This window comes from Pseudomonas sp. Irchel 3E13, assembly GCF_900187455.1.
Lineage (GTDB): Bacteria > Pseudomonadota > Gammaproteobacteria > Pseudomonadales > Pseudomonadaceae > Aquipseudomonas.
Window position 1 is genome coordinate 429,321 of record NZ_FYDX01000003.1, and the last position, 15,879, is coordinate 445,199.

Annotated in this window: 17 protein-coding genes; 6 read left to right on the forward strand and 11 right to left on the reverse strand. The window is 63.0% G+C overall.

The genetic code is table 11. The annotated features are described in order from the left end of the window. Positions 1-38 precede the first annotated feature (38 nt). Both CKW37_RS06705 and CKW37_RS06710 read left to right on the forward strand, forming a co-directional pair. On the forward strand, positions 39-1,058 hold the full coding sequence (locus CKW37_RS06705) for an OmpA family protein (RefSeq protein ID WP_095154895.1): 1,020 nt from the start codon (positions 39-41) through the stop codon (positions 1,056-1,058). 128 nt (positions 1,059-1,186) lie between these two features. Further along, entirely contained in the window at positions 1,187-2,404 is a 1,218-nt protein-coding gene (locus tag CKW37_RS06710; RefSeq protein WP_095154896.1) for an argininosuccinate synthase, read from the forward strand. 46 nt (positions 2,405-2,450) lie between these two features. On the opposite strand, the gene CKW37_RS33145 is transcribed toward CKW37_RS06710, so the two are convergent. Then, entirely contained in the window at positions 2,451-2,960 is a 510-nt protein-coding gene (locus CKW37_RS33145) for a hypothetical protein (protein ID WP_256587692.1), read from the reverse strand. A gap of 469 nt (positions 2,961-3,429) precedes the next feature. On the opposite strand from CKW37_RS33145, the gene CKW37_RS06720 reads away from it, so the two are divergent. Then, entirely contained in the window at positions 3,430-4,056 is a 627-nt protein-coding gene (locus tag CKW37_RS06720; protein WP_095154897.1) for a response regulator transcription factor, read from the forward strand. Between the two features lie 66 nt (positions 4,057-4,122). Here CKW37_RS06720 and CKW37_RS06725 read toward each other — a convergent pair whose 3' ends face one another. The 7 genes from CKW37_RS06725 to metG all read right to left on the reverse strand — a co-directional run bounded on the left by CKW37_RS06725 (position 4,123) and on the right by metG (position 9,899). Then, entirely contained in the window at positions 4,123-4,302 is a 180-nt protein-coding gene (locus CKW37_RS06725) for a PA3496 family putative envelope integrity protein (RefSeq protein WP_095154898.1), read from the reverse strand. Between the two features lie 105 nt (positions 4,303-4,407). After that, the gene (gene nth, locus CKW37_RS06730) at positions 4,408-5,046 is read right to left on the reverse strand and encodes an endonuclease III (RefSeq protein WP_095154899.1); all 639 of its coding nucleotides are present in this window, start codon (positions 5,044-5,046) and stop codon (positions 4,408-4,410) included. Positions 5,047-5,049: 3 nt separating this feature from the next. Continuing rightward, complete coding sequence (locus CKW37_RS06735) at positions 5,050-5,604, reverse strand: Rnf-Nqr domain containing protein (RefSeq protein ID WP_095154900.1); 555 nt, start codon at positions 5,602-5,604, stop codon at positions 5,050-5,052. Continuing rightward, on the reverse strand, positions 5,597-6,208 hold the full coding sequence (locus CKW37_RS06740; RefSeq protein ID WP_095154901.1) for an RnfABCDGE type electron transport complex subunit G: 612 nt from the start codon (positions 6,206-6,208) through the stop codon (positions 5,597-5,599). The genes CKW37_RS06735 and CKW37_RS06740 overlap by 8 nt, the downstream gene beginning before the upstream one ends. Next, a complete protein-coding gene (locus CKW37_RS06745) occupies positions 6,205-7,188 on the reverse strand; it encodes an RnfABCDGE type electron transport complex subunit D (RefSeq protein WP_095154902.1) in 984 nt (327 codons plus the stop codon). Before CKW37_RS06745 ends, CKW37_RS06740 begins: the two co-directional genes overlap by 4 nt. Further along, entirely contained in the window at positions 7,185-7,766 is a 582-nt protein-coding gene (locus CKW37_RS06750; protein ID WP_095154976.1) for an Rnf-Nqr domain containing protein, read from the reverse strand. Before CKW37_RS06750 ends, CKW37_RS06745 begins: the two co-directional genes overlap by 4 nt. Before the next feature lie 90 nt (positions 7,767-7,856). After that, on the reverse strand, positions 7,857-9,899 hold the full coding sequence (gene metG / locus CKW37_RS06755; RefSeq protein ID WP_095154903.1) for a methionine--tRNA ligase: 2,043 nt from the start codon (positions 9,897-9,899) through the stop codon (positions 7,857-7,859). A 155-nt stretch (positions 9,900-10,054) separates the two neighbouring features. Between metG and apbC the strand changes: the two genes are divergently transcribed. Next, a complete protein-coding gene (gene apbC, locus CKW37_RS06760; RefSeq protein WP_095154904.1) occupies positions 10,055-11,149 on the forward strand; it encodes an iron-sulfur cluster carrier protein ApbC in 1,095 nt (364 codons plus the stop codon). 107 nt (positions 11,150-11,256) lie between these two features. Here apbC and CKW37_RS06765 read toward each other — a convergent pair whose 3' ends face one another. Then, positions 11,257-11,466, reverse strand: coding sequence for a cold-shock protein (locus CKW37_RS06765; RefSeq protein WP_010221054.1), 210 nt, complete (start codon positions 11,464-11,466; stop codon positions 11,257-11,259). 345 nt (positions 11,467-11,811) lie between these two features. Between CKW37_RS06765 and dcd the strand changes: the two genes are divergently transcribed. Beyond that, complete coding sequence (gene dcd / locus CKW37_RS06770) at positions 11,812-12,378, forward strand: dCTP deaminase (protein WP_042122772.1); 567 nt, start codon at positions 11,812-11,814, stop codon at positions 12,376-12,378. A 99-nt stretch (positions 12,379-12,477) separates the two neighbouring features. Continuing rightward, positions 12,478-12,708, forward strand: a complete 231-nt coding sequence (locus CKW37_RS06775; RefSeq protein ID WP_095154905.1) for a hypothetical protein — start codon at positions 12,478-12,480, stop codon at positions 12,706-12,708. Positions 12,709-12,715: 7 nt separating this feature from the next. Here CKW37_RS06775 and pdeM read toward each other — a convergent pair whose 3' ends face one another. Both pdeM and CKW37_RS06785 read right to left on the reverse strand, forming a co-directional pair. Continuing rightward, the gene (gene pdeM, locus CKW37_RS06780; protein WP_095154906.1) at positions 12,716-13,375 is read right to left on the reverse strand and encodes a ligase-associated DNA damage response endonuclease PdeM; all 660 of its coding nucleotides are present in this window, start codon (positions 13,373-13,375) and stop codon (positions 12,716-12,718) included. Beyond that, a complete protein-coding gene (locus tag CKW37_RS06785) occupies positions 13,359-15,842 on the reverse strand; it encodes a ligase-associated DNA damage response DEXH box helicase (protein WP_095154977.1) in 2,484 nt (827 codons plus the stop codon). Before CKW37_RS06785 ends, pdeM begins: the two co-directional genes overlap by 17 nt. Positions 15,843-15,879 lie beyond the last annotated feature (37 nt).

A 15,879-nucleotide genomic window follows, 5' to 3' on the forward strand; every position in this document is an offset into this window, starting at 1 on the left:
GCCTGCTGGTAAGTCGAAAGAATTTTGTGGAGCCGCCCGTGCGCCAGCGTTATCTAGCCCTGTTCAGCCTCTTTGTCAGCCTTCCGGCCGCCGCGCTCACGTTCCAGACGCGCGTGGAAAATATCGAGTGGAAGGTCGAAGGCGATCAGTTCGAGTGTCGCCTGATCCAGCCGATTGCCGATTTCGGCAGCGGCGAGTTCGTGCGTCGCGCCGGCGAGCAGGCGACGTTCCGCCTGCGCTCGTCCAGCAACATGCTCGGCGCGGGGTCGGCCACCCTGCTGGCCGCGGCCGCGCCGTGGCAACCGGGGCGCGGCGACATCAACCTGGGATCGATCCGCATGTCCGGTAGCGGCGTGCTGTTCAATAGCTCCCAGGGCCAGGCCAGCCGTCTGATCAACGGGCTGATGGATGGCCGCAGCACGGTGGTTCGCAACTACGCCGGGGAAGCCGGGCGGGCCATGGAAGTCCGCCTGCTGCCGGTGAAGTTCAACAAGGCCTTCGCTGACTACCAGGCCTGCACCGCCAAGCTGCTGCCGATGAACTTCGACCAGATCCGCCAGGCGCGCATCGGGTTCCCCGGCAATGGCATCGACCTGGACGCCGATGCCCGCGCCCGCCTGGACGTGATCCTCGACTTCCTCAAGGCTGACCCCACCGTCAACCATATCGAGCTGGACGGCCACTCCGACAACAGCGGCAACCGCCTGACCAACCGTGATCTGTCACGCCGTCGTGCGCTGGCGGTGATGGAGTACCTCAAGGCCCATGGCGTACCGGAAAGCAACATCGTCGTGCGTTTCCATGGCGAGCGTTATCCGCTTGCAGCCAACAATTCGGCGGGCAACCGTGCGCGCAACCGGCGGGTGAATATCGAGCTGGACCGCGTGACCCCGGTCGAGACGCCAGCAGCGGAGAAACCCGCAGCGCCAGCACCGACGCCAGCTGCCACTCCCGCCGCACCGGCGGCCTCGGCGCCTGCGGCAACCCCGGTGGCGCCGGCGAAGTCGAATACCCCCGCCACGCAGCTGACGCCAGGCAAAACGTCGCTGAAGTCCTGAGTGCGACCGTCCGTCGCGCTCACAACAGTTCCTGTCGCTTTGTCGTCACAAGCTGTCGCCCCACTGTAAATTCCGCACCAAGAGCGGTAGAATCCGGGGTTTTCCGTACAACCCCGTGGAGTGATGGCATGGCGGACGTAAAAAAGGTCGTACTGGCGTATTCCGGCGGCCTTGATACTTCGGTGATTCTCAAGTGGCTGCAAGATACCTACGACTGTGAAGTGGTGACGTTCACCGCCGATCTGGGTCAGGGCGAAGAGGTCGAGCCGGCCCGCGCCAAGGCTCAGGCCATGGGCGTCAAAGAGATCTACATCGATGACCTGCGCGAAGAGTTCGTCCGAGACTTCGTGTTCCCGATGTTCCGCGCCAACACCGTCTACGAAGGCGAGTACCTGCTGGGTACTTCCATCGCCCGTCCGCTGATCGCCAAGCGCCTGATCGAAATCGCCAACGAAACCGGCGCCGACGCCATTTCCCATGGCGCTACCGGCAAGGGTAACGACCAGGTTCGTTTCGAGCTGGGCGCCTACGCGCTGAAGCCGGGCGTCAAGGTCATTGCTCCATGGCGCGAGTGGGACCTGCTGTCCCGCGAGAAGCTGATGGACTACGCCGAGAAGCACGCCATCCCGATCGAGCGTCATGGCAAGAAGAAGTCGCCGTACTCGATGGATGCCAACCTGCTGCACATTTCCTACGAAGGCGGTGTCCTGGAAGATACCTGGACCGAGCACGAGGAAGACATGTGGCGTTGGAGCGTCTCGCCTGAGAACGCCCCTGACCAGGCCACCTACCTGGAGCTGACCTACCGCAACGGTGACATCGTCGCCCTCGACGGCGTCGAGATGTCCCCGGCTACCGTTCTGGCCGAACTGAACCGCATCGGCGGCGCCAACGGCATCGGCCGTCTGGACATCGTCGAGAACCGTTATGTCGGCATGAAGTCCCGTGGCTGCTACGAAACCCCGGGCGGCACCATCATGCTGCGCGCCCACCGCGCCATCGAGTCGATCACCCTGGACCGCGAAGTCGCTCACTTGAAAGATGAGCTGATGCCGAAGTACGCCAGCCTGATCTACACCGGTTACTGGTGGAGCCCTGAGCGTCTGATGCTGCAAAAAATGATCGACGCCTCCCAGGTCAACGTGAACGGCGTCGTTCGCCTGAAACTGTACAAGGGCAACGTCATCGTTACCGGCCGCAAGTCCGACGATTCGCTGTTCGATGCCAACATCGCCACCTTCGAAGAAGACGGCGGTGCCTACAACCAGGCGGACGCGGCGGGCTTCATCAAGCTCAACGCCCTGCGTATGCGGATCGCTGCGAACAAAGGTCGTTCGCTGGTCTGATCGCGCCTGGTTGATAAAGAGCCCCGGCACTAGTGCCGGGGTTTTTTTATCCGTCCAAAGGTGGCGAGTGATTGTTGGGCCACTCGGTAATGATGGTCGTGTGAGTGCCGGCCTCCAGGTTTTGCAGGATCAGGCGGTTCGAGCTTGGCCGCGTTACAGCATGTCGGGCCAGTAGTTCGAGTAGGGTCTGCGCGTTGGGTCCGGAAATGACAACCGTCGATATTGTAACTTCAGATATTGGCGAAGCTGCGCGCGGAAGTAATAGCGGAGTTGTTGAGCTACTTGTTATGGGTGATGGCTCTTGTGTAACGTTATTGGTTTCAGGTGTTTCCGTTGTGCCCGAATGTTCATCGGGGCCGTACAGACTTTTGGTATTGAAGTTGAGTGTAAGAAAGAACAATAGCGTGAGAAAAGGCGGAAAACCGACCAGGAACCACGTGTAGATACTCTGGCTACTTTCCCCGAGAAAGGGTAACGAGGCCAATGCCGACGCTTCGATAATGCCGGCGAAGATAGCGATAGTGGTCAGCGGGCTTTTCGGTTCCTGGCTGCTCATGGTGAGATCTCTGCGTGCGGTGAGCGTTCGTCTGCCGGCTCTCGGGCAGGGAGTACAAGGGGCGTGGGCGCAGTGTGCCGCAAATGGGATCCAGCAATCACAGGGTGATGGGTCTTATTGAAGAAGCATTTCAGGGGGAATTTGTTTCCTTGCGGCGTGAACGGTCTGTCACTAGGACTTGTTTGGCGAATATTAAGGATATTTCCTTCATATGTTTTTCCGTTATTCGTAGCGATATTTTCTGCGCGCGAGGCTAGCATCCAGAGATGCCTTTTTTGATCTTCAAATTAAGGTTCGCAATAACGGTAAATACGCTGCCTGTAGGAATCTTCTGTAAGAAGCTTCTTTTATTTTTGTAGTCCATGTCTGAGTGTGCGGGTGTTCAGAACATACGCCCTGCAATCAACAAGCTGACTGGGCTATTGTGCGGGCTTCTAACAAGTCGAATAGTAAAGAATGGATCTTGCCCATGAATAAAGTGCTGATCGTCGATGACCATCCGGTCATTCGCTTGGCCGTGCGCATGCTGATGGACCGGCATGGTTATGAAGTGATTGGGGAAACGGATAACGGGGTGGATGCGCTGCAACTGGCCAGGGAGCATTTGCCGGATATCGTGATTCTGGATATCGGGATTCCAAAGCTTGACGGGCTTGAGGTGATTGGTCGCCTCACGGCCAATGGAATCGTCATCAAGGTTCTCGTACTGACTTCCCAGGCGCCGGGACATTTTTCGATGCGTTGCATGCAGGCGGGAGCTGCCGGCTATGTGTGCAAGCAGCAGGACCTTACCGAGCTGCTCAGTGCAATCAAGGCCGTGCTCTCGGGCTACAGCTACTTTCCCAACCAGGCGCTGCACTCGGTACGCGCCAATCTCGGCGGCTCCAGCGAGGCGGACATGGTGGGGCGTCTGTCAGGGCGGGAAATGATGGTGTTGCAGCAATTGGCCCGGGGCAAGTCCAACAAGGAGATCGCCGACGGCATGTTTCTCAGCAACAAGACGGTAAGTACCTACAAGACGCGTCTGTTACTCAAGCTCAATGCTCGCTCATTGGTCGATCTGATCGAGTTGGCGCAGCGCAACGGCCTGGTCTGACCGCTTCCCCCAAAACGCAAAAAGCCTCCGCAATGGAGGCTTTTGTTTTTCCAGGCCCGTAACGTCTCAAAGATCGAAGTCGTAATCAGCCAGTCGCTTTTGCAAACGGCGTTCTTCCAGCAGGTTGTCGATGGTGCGGCGCTTGCTCAGATTGGTTTTTGCAGCTTCAACCGGGGTGTCGTTGACAAACTCGTCGGACGCCGGGGCTTCGTCATCAACATCAAGGTCTTCTTTTTCAGTGCTCACGAGTCACTCCGTTACAAGAGGGCCATTCGCGCTCCTTATAACGATATTCCTGAAGCGGGTAAAAAAGATTTTTTCAATCACCCTGTGAAGGTTTTCACTATGTTCTCAATCGTCGGAGGTCTTGTGCTTGTACTCGCACAAGTCTTCGATCCGGCAACTTCCGCAACGGGGTTTGCGCGCTTGGCAGACATAGCGGCCAAGCAGGATCAACCAGTGATGCGCATCCAGCAGATAGTCCTTGGGAACGAACTTCAACAGTGCCTTCTCCACGTCCACAACATTCTTTCCCGGGGCGATGTTGGTGCGATTGCTCACCCGGAAAATATGCGTATCAACGGCCATGGTCAGTTGCCGGAATGCGGTGTTGAGCACCACGTTGGCGGTCTTGCGGCCCACGCCCGGCAACGCTTCCAGCGCTTCGCGGGTTTGCGGGACTTCACCGCCGTGTTGCTCCACCAGAATCCGGCAAGTCTCGATGACATTCTTCGCCTTGCTGTTGTACAGACCGATGGTCTTGATGTACTCGGACAGGCCTTCCACACCGAGCGCATGAATCGCGGCGGGCGTGTTGGCGACCGGGTACAGCTTGGCGGTGGCCTTGTTGACGCCCACGTCGGTGGACTGGGCAGAGAGGATCACGGCGATCAGCAGCTCGAAGGGCGAGCTGTAGGCCAGCTCGGTTTTCGGCTCGGGGTTGTCTTCGTGTAGCCGGCGAAAAATCTCCAGGCGTTTGGCGGCATTCATGGATCAGCTATTTCCTTCACGGTCTGGTGTGGCCTGTTTCGGACAGGCTCGTTTGATCAGGGCCAGCAGCACGCCGAGCAGCAGTAGGGCGCCGGGTGCGAGGCTGGCCAGGCGCAGGCCGGTAATGTCCGGCCCGCTGATGGATGTCAGATTGAGGGCGCCGCTGGCCAGCAATTCGCGAATCGTGCCCAGCAGCAGGTACAGCACGCAGAACCCTCCCAGCAATATGAACGCCCGGCGCCCGGCCTTGCCGACGCTTTGTTCGAAGAGCAGGCACTGCAGGGCGATCAGCTCTGGGTAGACGCCGAGCGCGTTGCGCAATTCCAGGTCCCAGGCGTGCAGGGCCAGGGTCTGGCACGTGACCAGGGTCGCGGCGACCAGAATGCTGGTGATCTCGCCCGCGACGCCATCGAGCCAGCGCCGCAGGGGTGTCATGCAGGTGAGATGAACCAGCACCGTCGACAGGGTAAGCCCGGCCATGGCGCTGGCCTGGAGCAGTGTCTGGCTCGCGCCGAGCAGTGGCGCCAGGCTGAGGGCCGCCAGCCAGGACCTATTCATGGGCGGGGCCCTCCGTCAGCCAGCCTTGGACGTGTTCGTCGAAGTAGCGCAGGGCGTCCTGGATGGCGTGGATCACCGCCCGGGAGGTCACGCTGGCGCCGGCCAGTTGATCGAACTGGCCGTTGTCGCGCCTCAGGGCCCAGGCTGCCTCTGGCGTGTTGGCCTGGCTGTGGCCGGCGAAACCCTGCAGCCAGCGGTTGCCAGGTTCAGTCAGGCGAGCGCCGAGCCCTGGGGTTTCCTGATGCTGTAGAACATGGCTGGAGATCACCCGGCCATCAGGAGCGATGGCGATCAACAGTTGAATGGGGCCGGCATAGCCTTGCACACGGCTATGCAGCACCACCGCGGTGGGCTTGCCGGCCAGGGTGGCGAGATAGCCGCCAAGCAGGCTGCTGTGGGCCAGTTCCGGCTCGGGCAGGGCGAGCGGCTGTCGCAGCGGCTCGTTGTCGTAGCTGCCTGCGGGCAACACGCTGAGCCAGGTGCGTGCCTTGAGCTGTTCTTCAGCTGCGCTGATCCCTGGGGCCAAAAGCTGTTGCCAGGTGACACTGGCACCCACGCCCAGCAGCGCCAGGACGGCGATCAGCACGACGCTGCGAGCGTTCATGTCGCCTCCGCTTGCCGACGCTCCGCCCAGCGGTCCAGCGCCGGCACACAGAGGTTCATCAGCAATACGGCAAAGGCGGTGCCGTCCGGGTAATTGCCCCAGGTGCGAATCAGGTAGGCCAGCACACCCACCGCGGCACCGAACAACAGCCGGCCCCACGGGGTTTTCGGGCCGCTGACCGGTTCGGTAACGATGAAGAATGCGCCCAGCATGGTCGAGCCGGCCAGCAGGTGCAGCAGCGGCGAACCGTTGGAATCTGACCCCGAACCGTTCCAGCAGAGCAGGCTGATCACGAACAGTGCGCCCAGCATGGCGACCGGTGCCTGCCAGGCGATCACCTTGCGTTGCAGCAGGAACAGGCCGCCGAGCAGGAAGCCCAGGCTGGCCCATTCGCTACCGCGGCCGGCGAAGTGGCCAAAGCCCGGATGGCTGGCGAACAGCTCATCGATGGTCAGGCTCTTGTTCTGGCGTAAACCGTCCAGCACCGTGGCCTGCGCCCAGGCGTCGGGACGTTCGCCGAGGCCGAACAGCGCATTCAGGCTGTGGCCCAGGTCCAGCGGCTGGGGCGCCGGCCAATGGGTCATTTGCACCGGGAACGAGAGCAGCACGACAACGTAGCCGAGCATGGCCGGATTGAACGGGTTGCGACCAACGCCGCCGTAAAGCTGCTTGCCGAGGGCGATGGCGCTGGCGGCGGCAATCACTGGTAGCCACCAGGGGCTGTGAGCGGGCAGGGCGGCAGCCAGCAGGGTCGCGCTGACCAGCGCGCTGCCATCGTTCAGCGCAGGGAGCACCGGACGCTGACGCAGGCGCAGCAACAGCGCTTCCGTGAGCAGGGCGGCGCTGCCAGCCAGCAGCAGATTGAACAACACCCCCCAGCCGTAGACCCAGAACAGCGCCAACACACCCGGCGCACAGGCCAGCAGCACCTGTTGCATGGCGCTACGCAGGCGCAGGTCGGTATCAGCAACAGCGCTCATGATGTGAACAATCCGCTGAACCCGAGAAAAGCCATGGCCATGATCCCGGCGCTCATCAACTCGATGGGCAGACCACGAAAGGCCAGTGGAATATCGTCATGCTGGCTGCGTTGGCGCAGGTCATCGAACAGCGCCAGCACCAGCCAGAAGCCTAGCCCGCTGCCCAGGCCCACCGCCAGGCTGAACAGCACGCCGCGCTGTTCTTCGGCCAGTTGCAGGCACAGGCCAAGCAGCGCGGCATTGCCCATCAGCATCGGCTTGAGCCCGTCGAACGCCGCATTGTTCCGCCAGCGGTGCAAACCATGAAGAATCGGCCCGGCGCTCAGCACACAGAGCGGCAGAAAGACGAACAGGCGCAGGTAGCCGAGTTGCAGCGGCAGCAGGAGGTAATGGTGGAGCAGTTGCCCGAGGGTGCTGATCAGTGTCATCGCCACCAGCGTTGCCAGCCCCAGGGCATGGACGCGTGGGCGGCTCGTCCGGTCGTCCGGACGCAGCAAGGGATCCAGCGCCAGCGTCTGTTGCAGGACGATGTTGTTGATCAGCGCTGCGCCGATCAGGGCGAGGATCAGTTCGGTCATGGCGGTGCCAGCGGCAGGGTGCAGGACGCCATTATCCGGCAATGACGGTTCAATGAGAACGCCCCGGCGGGTGAGGCCGGGGCGTTGGTTTTACTTGATGCGCTGACCCGGCTTGGCGCCGCTGTCAGGGCTGAGCAGGTAGATCTCTTCGCCGCCAGGGCCGGCGGCCATGACCATGCCCTCGGAGACGCCGAAGCGCATTTTCCGTGGTTTCAGGTTGGCGATCATCATGGTCAGGCGACCTTCGAGCTTGGCCGGGTCCGGGTACGCCGACTTGATGCCGGAGAACACGTTGCGTTGCTCGTCACCGATATCCAGGGTCAGGCGCAGCAGCTTGTCGGCACCCTCGACGGCTTCGGCCTTGAGGATCAGGGCGACGCGCAGGTCGACCGCAGCAAAGGCATCGAACTCGATCTCGGGAGACAGCGGGTCCTTGGCCAGCTCGCCGTTGCCGGCAGGCGCCGACGAAGCCTGGCTGGCGGCCAGGTCTTCCTTGGAGGCTTCGACCATGGCTTCGACCTTGACCGGGTCGATCCGGGTCATCAGTGCCTTGAACGGGTTCAGCGTGTGGTTTTCCAGGCGGGTCAGGTGGTCGTTCCAGGTCAGCGGCGCGACGTTCAGGAAGGCTTCGGCCTCGGCGGTCAGCACCGGCAATACCGGCTTGAGGAAGATCACCAGTTGGCGGAACAGGTTGATGCCCTGGGCGCAGACCGCCTGAACTTCATCCTGCTTGCCTTCCTGCTTGGCCAGGGCCCATGGCGCCTTGTCGGCGATCCAGGCGTTGGCACGGTCGGCCAGGCCCATGATTTCGCGCATGGCGCGGGAGAAATCGCGTGCCTCATAGGCTTCGGCGATGCTCGGCGCGGCGGCGAGGAAGGCTTCGGTCAGTTCCGGGGCGGCATCGCCCGCGACCATCACGCCGTCGTTGCCCTTGTGGATGAAGCCTGCGCAGCGGCTGGCGATGTTGACCACCTTGCCGACCAGGTCGGAGTTGACCTTCTGCACGAAGTCTTCGAGGTTCAGGTCCAGGTCATCGACGCCACGGCCAAGCTTGGACGCGTAGTAGTAGCGCAGGTATTCCGGCGACAGGTGATCCAGGTAGGTGCGGGCCTTGATGAAGGTGCCGCGGGATTTGGACATCTTCTGGCCGTTGACGGTCAGGTAGCCGTGCACGTTGATCGCGGTCGGCTTGCGGTAGCCGGCGCCCTGCAGCATGGCGGGCCAGAACAGGGCGTGGAAGTTGACGATGTCCTTGCCGATGAAGTGGTACAGCTCGGCCTTGGAATCCTTGTTCCAGAAGGCGTCGAAGTCCAGTTCGGGACGGCGGGCGCAGAGGTTCTTGAAGCTGGCCATGTAGCCGATCGGCGCGTCCAGCCAGACGTAGAAGTATTTGCCCGGCTCGTCCGGGATCTCGAAGCCGAAGTACGGCGCGTCACGGGAGATATCCCACTCCTGCAGGCCGGAATCCAGCCACTCGGCGAGCTTGTTGGCCACGGCGTCCTGCAGGGTGCCGCTGCGGGTCCACTCCTGGAGCATGGCCTGGAAGTCCGGCAGCTTGAAGAAGAAGTGCTGGGAGTCCTTGAGCACCGGAGTGGCGCCGGAGATGGCCGACTTGGGGTTCTTCAGCTCGGTGGGCGCGTAGGTGGCGCCGCACTTCTCGCAGTTGTCGCCGTACTGGTCTTCCGCCGCGCATTTCGGGCAGGTGCCCTTGATGAAGCGGTCGGCCAGGAACATTTTCTTGTCCGGGTCGAAGTACTGGGTCACCGAACGGGTGGCGATATGGCCAGCGTCGCGCAGTGCCAGGTAGATGTGGCTGGACAGCTCACGGTTCTCTTCGGCGTGGGTCGAGTGGAAGTTGTCGAAGTCGACGAGGAAGTCTGCGAAGTCGCCGGCATGTTCCTTCTGGACGCCGTCGATCAGCTGCTCCGGGGTAATGCCTTCCTTTTCCGCACGCAGCATGATCGCCGAGCCGTGAGCATCGTCGGCGCACACATAGATGCACTGGTTGCCACGGTGTTTCTGGAAGCGCACCCACATGTCGGTCTGGACGTACTCAAGCATGTGGCCAAGGTGGATGGAACCGTTGGCATAGGGCAGGGCACTGGTGACAAGGATCTGGCGTGGCTCGGACATGGGGGCTCGGCTACTTTATTCGGCTAAACAGGAGGAAAACGTGATCGGCCACTATAAAGCGCCGGGAAATATATTTCACCCTGTGGACGTCCCGGCGGTGGCTCGCGGGTTAGCATAGCGGCCTGTTTTACTCAGTCTTTTTATCGGGAGTCTCCATGAGCGCCGTCACTCGCGCAGCGGTTGAAGCCGTCCTTCGTCAATACACCGACCCATACCTGAACCAGGATCCCGTCAGCGCCGGCAGCGTCCGCGCCATCGAGATCGAGGACGGCCGCGTCAGCGTGCAGATGCAACTGGGCTATGCCGCGGGCCTGTTCAAGAATGGCTGGGCCCAGGTGCTGCAGACCGCGATCGAAGGGCTGGACGGGGTGAGCGCGGCGAAGGTGAGCATCGATTGCGTGATCGAGCCGCACAAGGCCCAGGCGCAGATTCCGGGCCTGGCCAACGTCAAGAACATCATCGCCGTGGCCTCGGGCAAGGGCGGTGTCGGCAAGTCCACCACCGCCGCCAACCTGGCGCTGGCGCTGGCCCGTGAAGGCGCCCGGGTGGGGATTCTCGACGCGGACATCTATGGCCCGAGCCAGGGCGTGATGTTCGGCATCCCCGAAGGTACGCGCCCGCAGGTCAAGGACCAGAAGTGGTTCGTGCCGTTGCAGGCTCATGGGGTCGAGGTCATGTCGATGGCCTTCCTGACCGACGACAACACGCCGATGGTGTGGCGCGGCCCGATGGTGTCCGGCGCGCTGCTGCAACTGGTGACCCAGACCGCCTGGGACAACCTCGACTACCTGGTGATCGACATGCCGCCGGGCACTGGCGACATCCAGTTGACCCTGGCGCAGAAGGTGCCGGTCGCAGGCTCCGTGATCGTCACCACGCCGCAGGACCTGGCCTTGCTCGATGCGAAGAAGGGCGTGGAAATGTTCCGCAAGGTCAACATTCCGGTGCTGGGTGTGGTGGAAAACATGGCCGTGCACATCTGCTCGAACTGCGGTCATGCCGAGCACCTGTTCGGCGAAGGCGGCGGCGAGAAGCTGGCGTCGCAGTACGGTGTCGAACTGCTGGCTTCGCTGCCGCTGTCGATGCTGATCCGCGAGCAGGCCGATAACGGCAAGCCGACCGCGATCGCCGAGCCGGAAAGCCAGATCGCCATGGTCTATCAGGAACTGGCCCGCTCGGTGGGTGCGCGCCTGGTGTTGCAGGAAGCGGCCGCCCCGGCGATGCCGAATATCACTGTCAGCGACGACTGAGTGCTGGCCCGGCCCGCTGCGCTGTTGCGCGGCGGGCCTGCAAGAACCGATCGCCCATAAAAAAACCCCGCTCGAGAGCGGGGTTTTTTCAAGCGATGAAGCAGAAGTTAGATAACTTCAACTTCTTCAGCTTGCATGCCTTTCTGACCGCGGGTAGCGATGAAAGAGACCGCTTGGCCTTCTTTCAGGCTCTTGAAGCCGTCAGCCTTGATGGCTTTGAAGTGTACGAACAGGTCGTCACCGGATTGTGGGGTGATGAAGCCGAAGCCTTTTTCATCGTTGAACCACTTAACGGTACCGGTTTGGCGATTGGACATGGTCTGTCTCCTTGGACAAAAGTTTTCCGGCTCAGGAACGCCCTGGCCGAGACTGAGTGCAAAAAGACAGAAAATTCATGGATGGTTGATCGAGATCTTGCATCGAGTAGAGATTCTCAGTGACAGCGTGCAGCACAGTGTCGGCACCTTACCGGTTTTTCTTCGAGGTGCCAATGGTCTTGCGCGGCTTTTGCGCAATTCATGACTGACGGCGTCATTTGCGGCCTGTAGCCATTCGCCACTAACGGATCGACGGCCGGATGCAGGCTAATTCTTTGAAGCGGGCGCTCGTCCCGGTAAGATGCCGCTCACCTTTTTCACCACGCTACTTCAGGACACCCCGCCATGAGCATCAAATCGGACAAGTGGATTCGCCGCATGGCGCAGGAACACGGCATGATCGAGCCGTTCGTCGAGCGCCAGGTGCGCAATGACGGCAACGACAAGCTGATCTCGTTCGGTGTCTCCAGCTACGGCTACGACGTGCGCTGCGCCGATGAATTCAAGGTGTTCACCAACATCAATTCGGCCACCGTCGATCCGAAGAACTTCGACGCCGGCAGCTTCGTCGACGTCAAGAGCGACGTCTGCATCATCCCGCCGAACTCCTTCGCCCTGGCCCGCACCGTCGAGTACTTCCGCATTCCGCGCAACGTGCTGACCATCTGCCTGGGCAAGAGCACCTACGCCCGCTGCGGCATCATCGTCAACGTCACGCCGCTGGAACCGGAATGGGAAGGCCACGTGACCCTGGAATTCTCCAACACCACCACGCTGCCGGCGAAGATCTACGCCAACGAAGGCGTGGCGCAAATGCTGTTCCTGGAGTCCGACGAGGAATGTGAAGTCTCCTACAAGGACCGTGGCGGCAAATACCAAGGCCAGCGCGGCGTCACCCTGCCGCGTACCTGAACCGACGAACTGGTGGGAATTCCGCCGCCTTGTGGCACTCCAAGAAGATGAACCGTCCCGGCGCGCATGACGTGCGCCGGACCTCGTCAGGAGCAGCCAATGAAACTCGATCCCGCAATCAGCGCCAAGCTGGCCGTGCTGCAGCCCAACCACATCGGGCTGCCGGTATGGTCACTGCTGGCCCATCCGCATCCGGCGATGCACGCTGGCGGTGTTCCCGGCCAGCCCGACCCGGACACCCCGCAACCGCCGCAACCCGGTGAAAACCCACCGATGGAACCCGGCGAACCCACCCTTCCCGATGAACCGCCACCCGCCCCGGTAGCCTGACTCAGCTTCAGCGCGCCAGCGGCCAGACCCGGCCGGCGCCCGCCAGGAATATCCTGGCCGGTGCGGCCGGGGTCACCCGCCAACCGCCGGTAAATTCGCCGAACGCCGGCAGCAGGCTCACTTGCTCGTCGATCACGAAGCACGGCAGACGCAGCCTTTGCCGTGCCTTGCCATGCAGTACGCAGACCGGATGCACATGCCCGCACAGCACCGGGTGTGTCGGGTGAGCCACAGGGTCGTGCTGCAAGGCGAAGGGCTCCAGCAACCAGGGTTCGTCCAGCATCTCGATGCCCAGGCCAGGCGGCGGATCGCCGGCATGCCGGTCGTGATTGCCGCGAATCAGGCGGATTTGCAACGCGGGGTGGCGTTCACGCCAGGCCTGCAATAACGCCAGGGTTGCCGGCGCGCGGCCTTGGCGGGCATGGATGAAATCCCCCAGCACCACCAGTTGCTCGCTCGGATAGCGTTCCAGCAGAGCGTCCAGCCGCTGCAAGGTTGCGGCGGTGGTGCCACGCGGTACCGGCTGATGCTGGGCGCGGTAGCTGGCGGCCTTGCCGATATGCACGTCGGCCAGCAGCAGCGCCTTGCGTGCAGGCCAATACAGGGCGCGGTCGGCGAGCAGCCACAGACGCTCGCCGCACAGTTCGATTTCACAGTGCTCGTGCATTCCGGCGCCCCCCGTCCGCAGCTTTTTCCAGATCGGCGACCATCCGTGCGATGCGGTCGGCGAGCTTTTCCGTGCTCATGGTCTCGCGCATGCCCTCGACCACCAGCGCGAAGGCCAACGGCCCCGGCCGGCGCAGCGCGTGCAGGTCCAGGCGCTGGCCGCTCATCTTCAGCAACTGGCGATGCAGCCGCTCGATTTCCAGTTCCTCGCGCAACACTTCATCCCGTGCCTGGCCCAGCAGCAGGTTGTCAGCGTCGTGACGGCGGAACACTTCGAAAAACAGCCCGCTGGAGGCCTGGATCTGCCGGGTGCTTTTCTGCGCGGCGGGGTAGCCGCCGAACACCAGCCCGGATATCTGTGCGATCTCGCGAAAACGTCGTTGGGCCATTTCCCCGGCGTTGAGGCTGGCGAGCACGTCTTCCAGCAGGTTGTCGGCGCTCAGTGCTGCCGGCAGGATGCTGGCCCAGTCCACGGCGGTCGGGCTGAGCAGTTCGAAGCCGTAATCGTTGACCGCGATGGACACACTCAACGGCTGCTCGCGACTCGCCCGCCAGGCGATCAGGCTGGCCAGCCCGAGGTTGGCCATGCGCCCGGCGAAGGGGTACAGAAACAGGTGCCAGCCCTGCCGCGAGTGCCAGGTTTCCGCGAGCAGGCTGCTTTGCGTCGGTAGCGCCGACCAGGCGGCCTGCAATTCCAGCAGCGGGCGCACGGCCTGCATTTCCGCGCCGCTGAATTGCCCCTTGGCGGCGGCATCGAGCTGCTCCACCAAGGCGTCGGCCAGTTCGCTGGAAAGCGGCATGCGCCCGCCATTCCAGCGCGCCAGTGCGGCCTTGCGCGCGGTGCTGCGCCGCACATAGGCGGTCATGTTCTCGACCCGCACCAGCTCCAACACCCGCCCGGCGAAGACGAAGGCGTCGTTGGGCCGCAGACGGGCGATAAAGGCTTCTTCGACGCTGCCGAGGTTGGTGCCGACGCCGCCCTTGCTCCAGAACTTCAACTGGATGCTCGCGTCGCTGACGATGGTGCCGATGCCCATGCGATGCCGTCGTGCCAGTCGCTCGCTGGCGACCCGACAGATACCGTCGGCATGAACCTCGACCCGCTGGTAGTCGGGATAGGCGCTGAGGGAACTGCCGCCATGCCGGACGAAATCCAGCGCCCATTGCCACTGGCTGTCGCGCAGGTCGCGGAAGGCGAAGGTCGTGCGCACTTCCTCCAGCAACTCCAGCGGCCTGAAGCCCGCGCCCAGCGCCATGCTCACCAGATGCTGCACCAGCACGTCCAGGCACAGCCGCGGCGATTGCCGCGCCTCGATATGCCCGGCCGCCAAGGCCTGGCGCGCGGCGGCGGCTTCCACCAGTTCCAGGCTGTGGGTCGGCACCAGGGTGATGCGCGACGCCCGTCCCGGCGCGTGCCCGGAGCGACCGGCGCGCTGCATCAGGCGCGCCACGCCTTTGGCCGAGCCAATTTGCAGAACGCGCTCCACCGGTAGAAAGTCCACCCCAAGGTCCAGGCTCGAGGTGCATACCACCGCCTTCAGTCCGCCTTCCTTGAGACTGCGCGCTACCCACTCGCGGGTGCCGCGGGCCAGCGAGGCGTGGTGCAGAGCGATCAGTCCGGCCCACTGCGGACGGGCTTCCAGCAGCGCCTGATACCAGCGTTCGGCCTGGGCGCGGGTGTTGGTGAAGACCAGGCAACTGTGGCAGTCATCGATTTCCCGGCAGACCGGCTCGACCAGGTTCAAGCCCATGTGCCCGGCCCAGGGAAAACGCTCGATGGCGGCGGGCAGCAAGCTGTCCACCAGCAGGCGTTTGTCTTGGCGGCCTTCGATCAGCCGGCCGTTTTCCGGCACCAGCACGTCAAGGGCGTGGGGAAGATTGCCGAGGGTCGCCGACAGCCCCCACACCACCAACTGCGGGTGCCATCGACGCAGGCGGGCGAGGGCCAGTTGCAGTTGCACGCCGCGCTTGTTGCCGAGCAGTTCGTGCCACTCGTCGACCACTACCATGCGCAGGCTGGCGAAGTCGTCTTCGGCCTGGGCGCGGGTCAGCAACAGGGTCAGGCTTTCCGGGGTGGTGATCAGCGCGCTCGGCAGGCGCCGGGCCTGGCGGGCGCGTTCGGCGCTGCCGGTGTCGCCGCTGCGCACGCCGATGCTCCACGGCAGTTCCAGCTCGTCCAGCGGTGCTTGCAGGGCGCGGGCGGTGTCGGCGGCGAGGGCGCGCATCGGCGTGATCCACAGCACCTGCAAGGGCGCGGGCTGCGGGCGTTTGGCGTTGACGACGGGTTTGCCGGCGAAGGCGCGCAAGGCGGCCAGCCACACCGCGTAGGTCTTGCCCGCGCCGGTGCTGGCGTGCAGCAGCCCGGATTCGCCGCGGCCCACCGCCGCCCAGACCTGCCGCTGAAAGGCGAACGGCGTCCAGCCACGGGCGGCGAACCAGGCATCGGCGAGGTTGGGGCTGACTGGCATGGGCGCGTCCGGCTCGATGAGGGCTGTGTCTTCACAG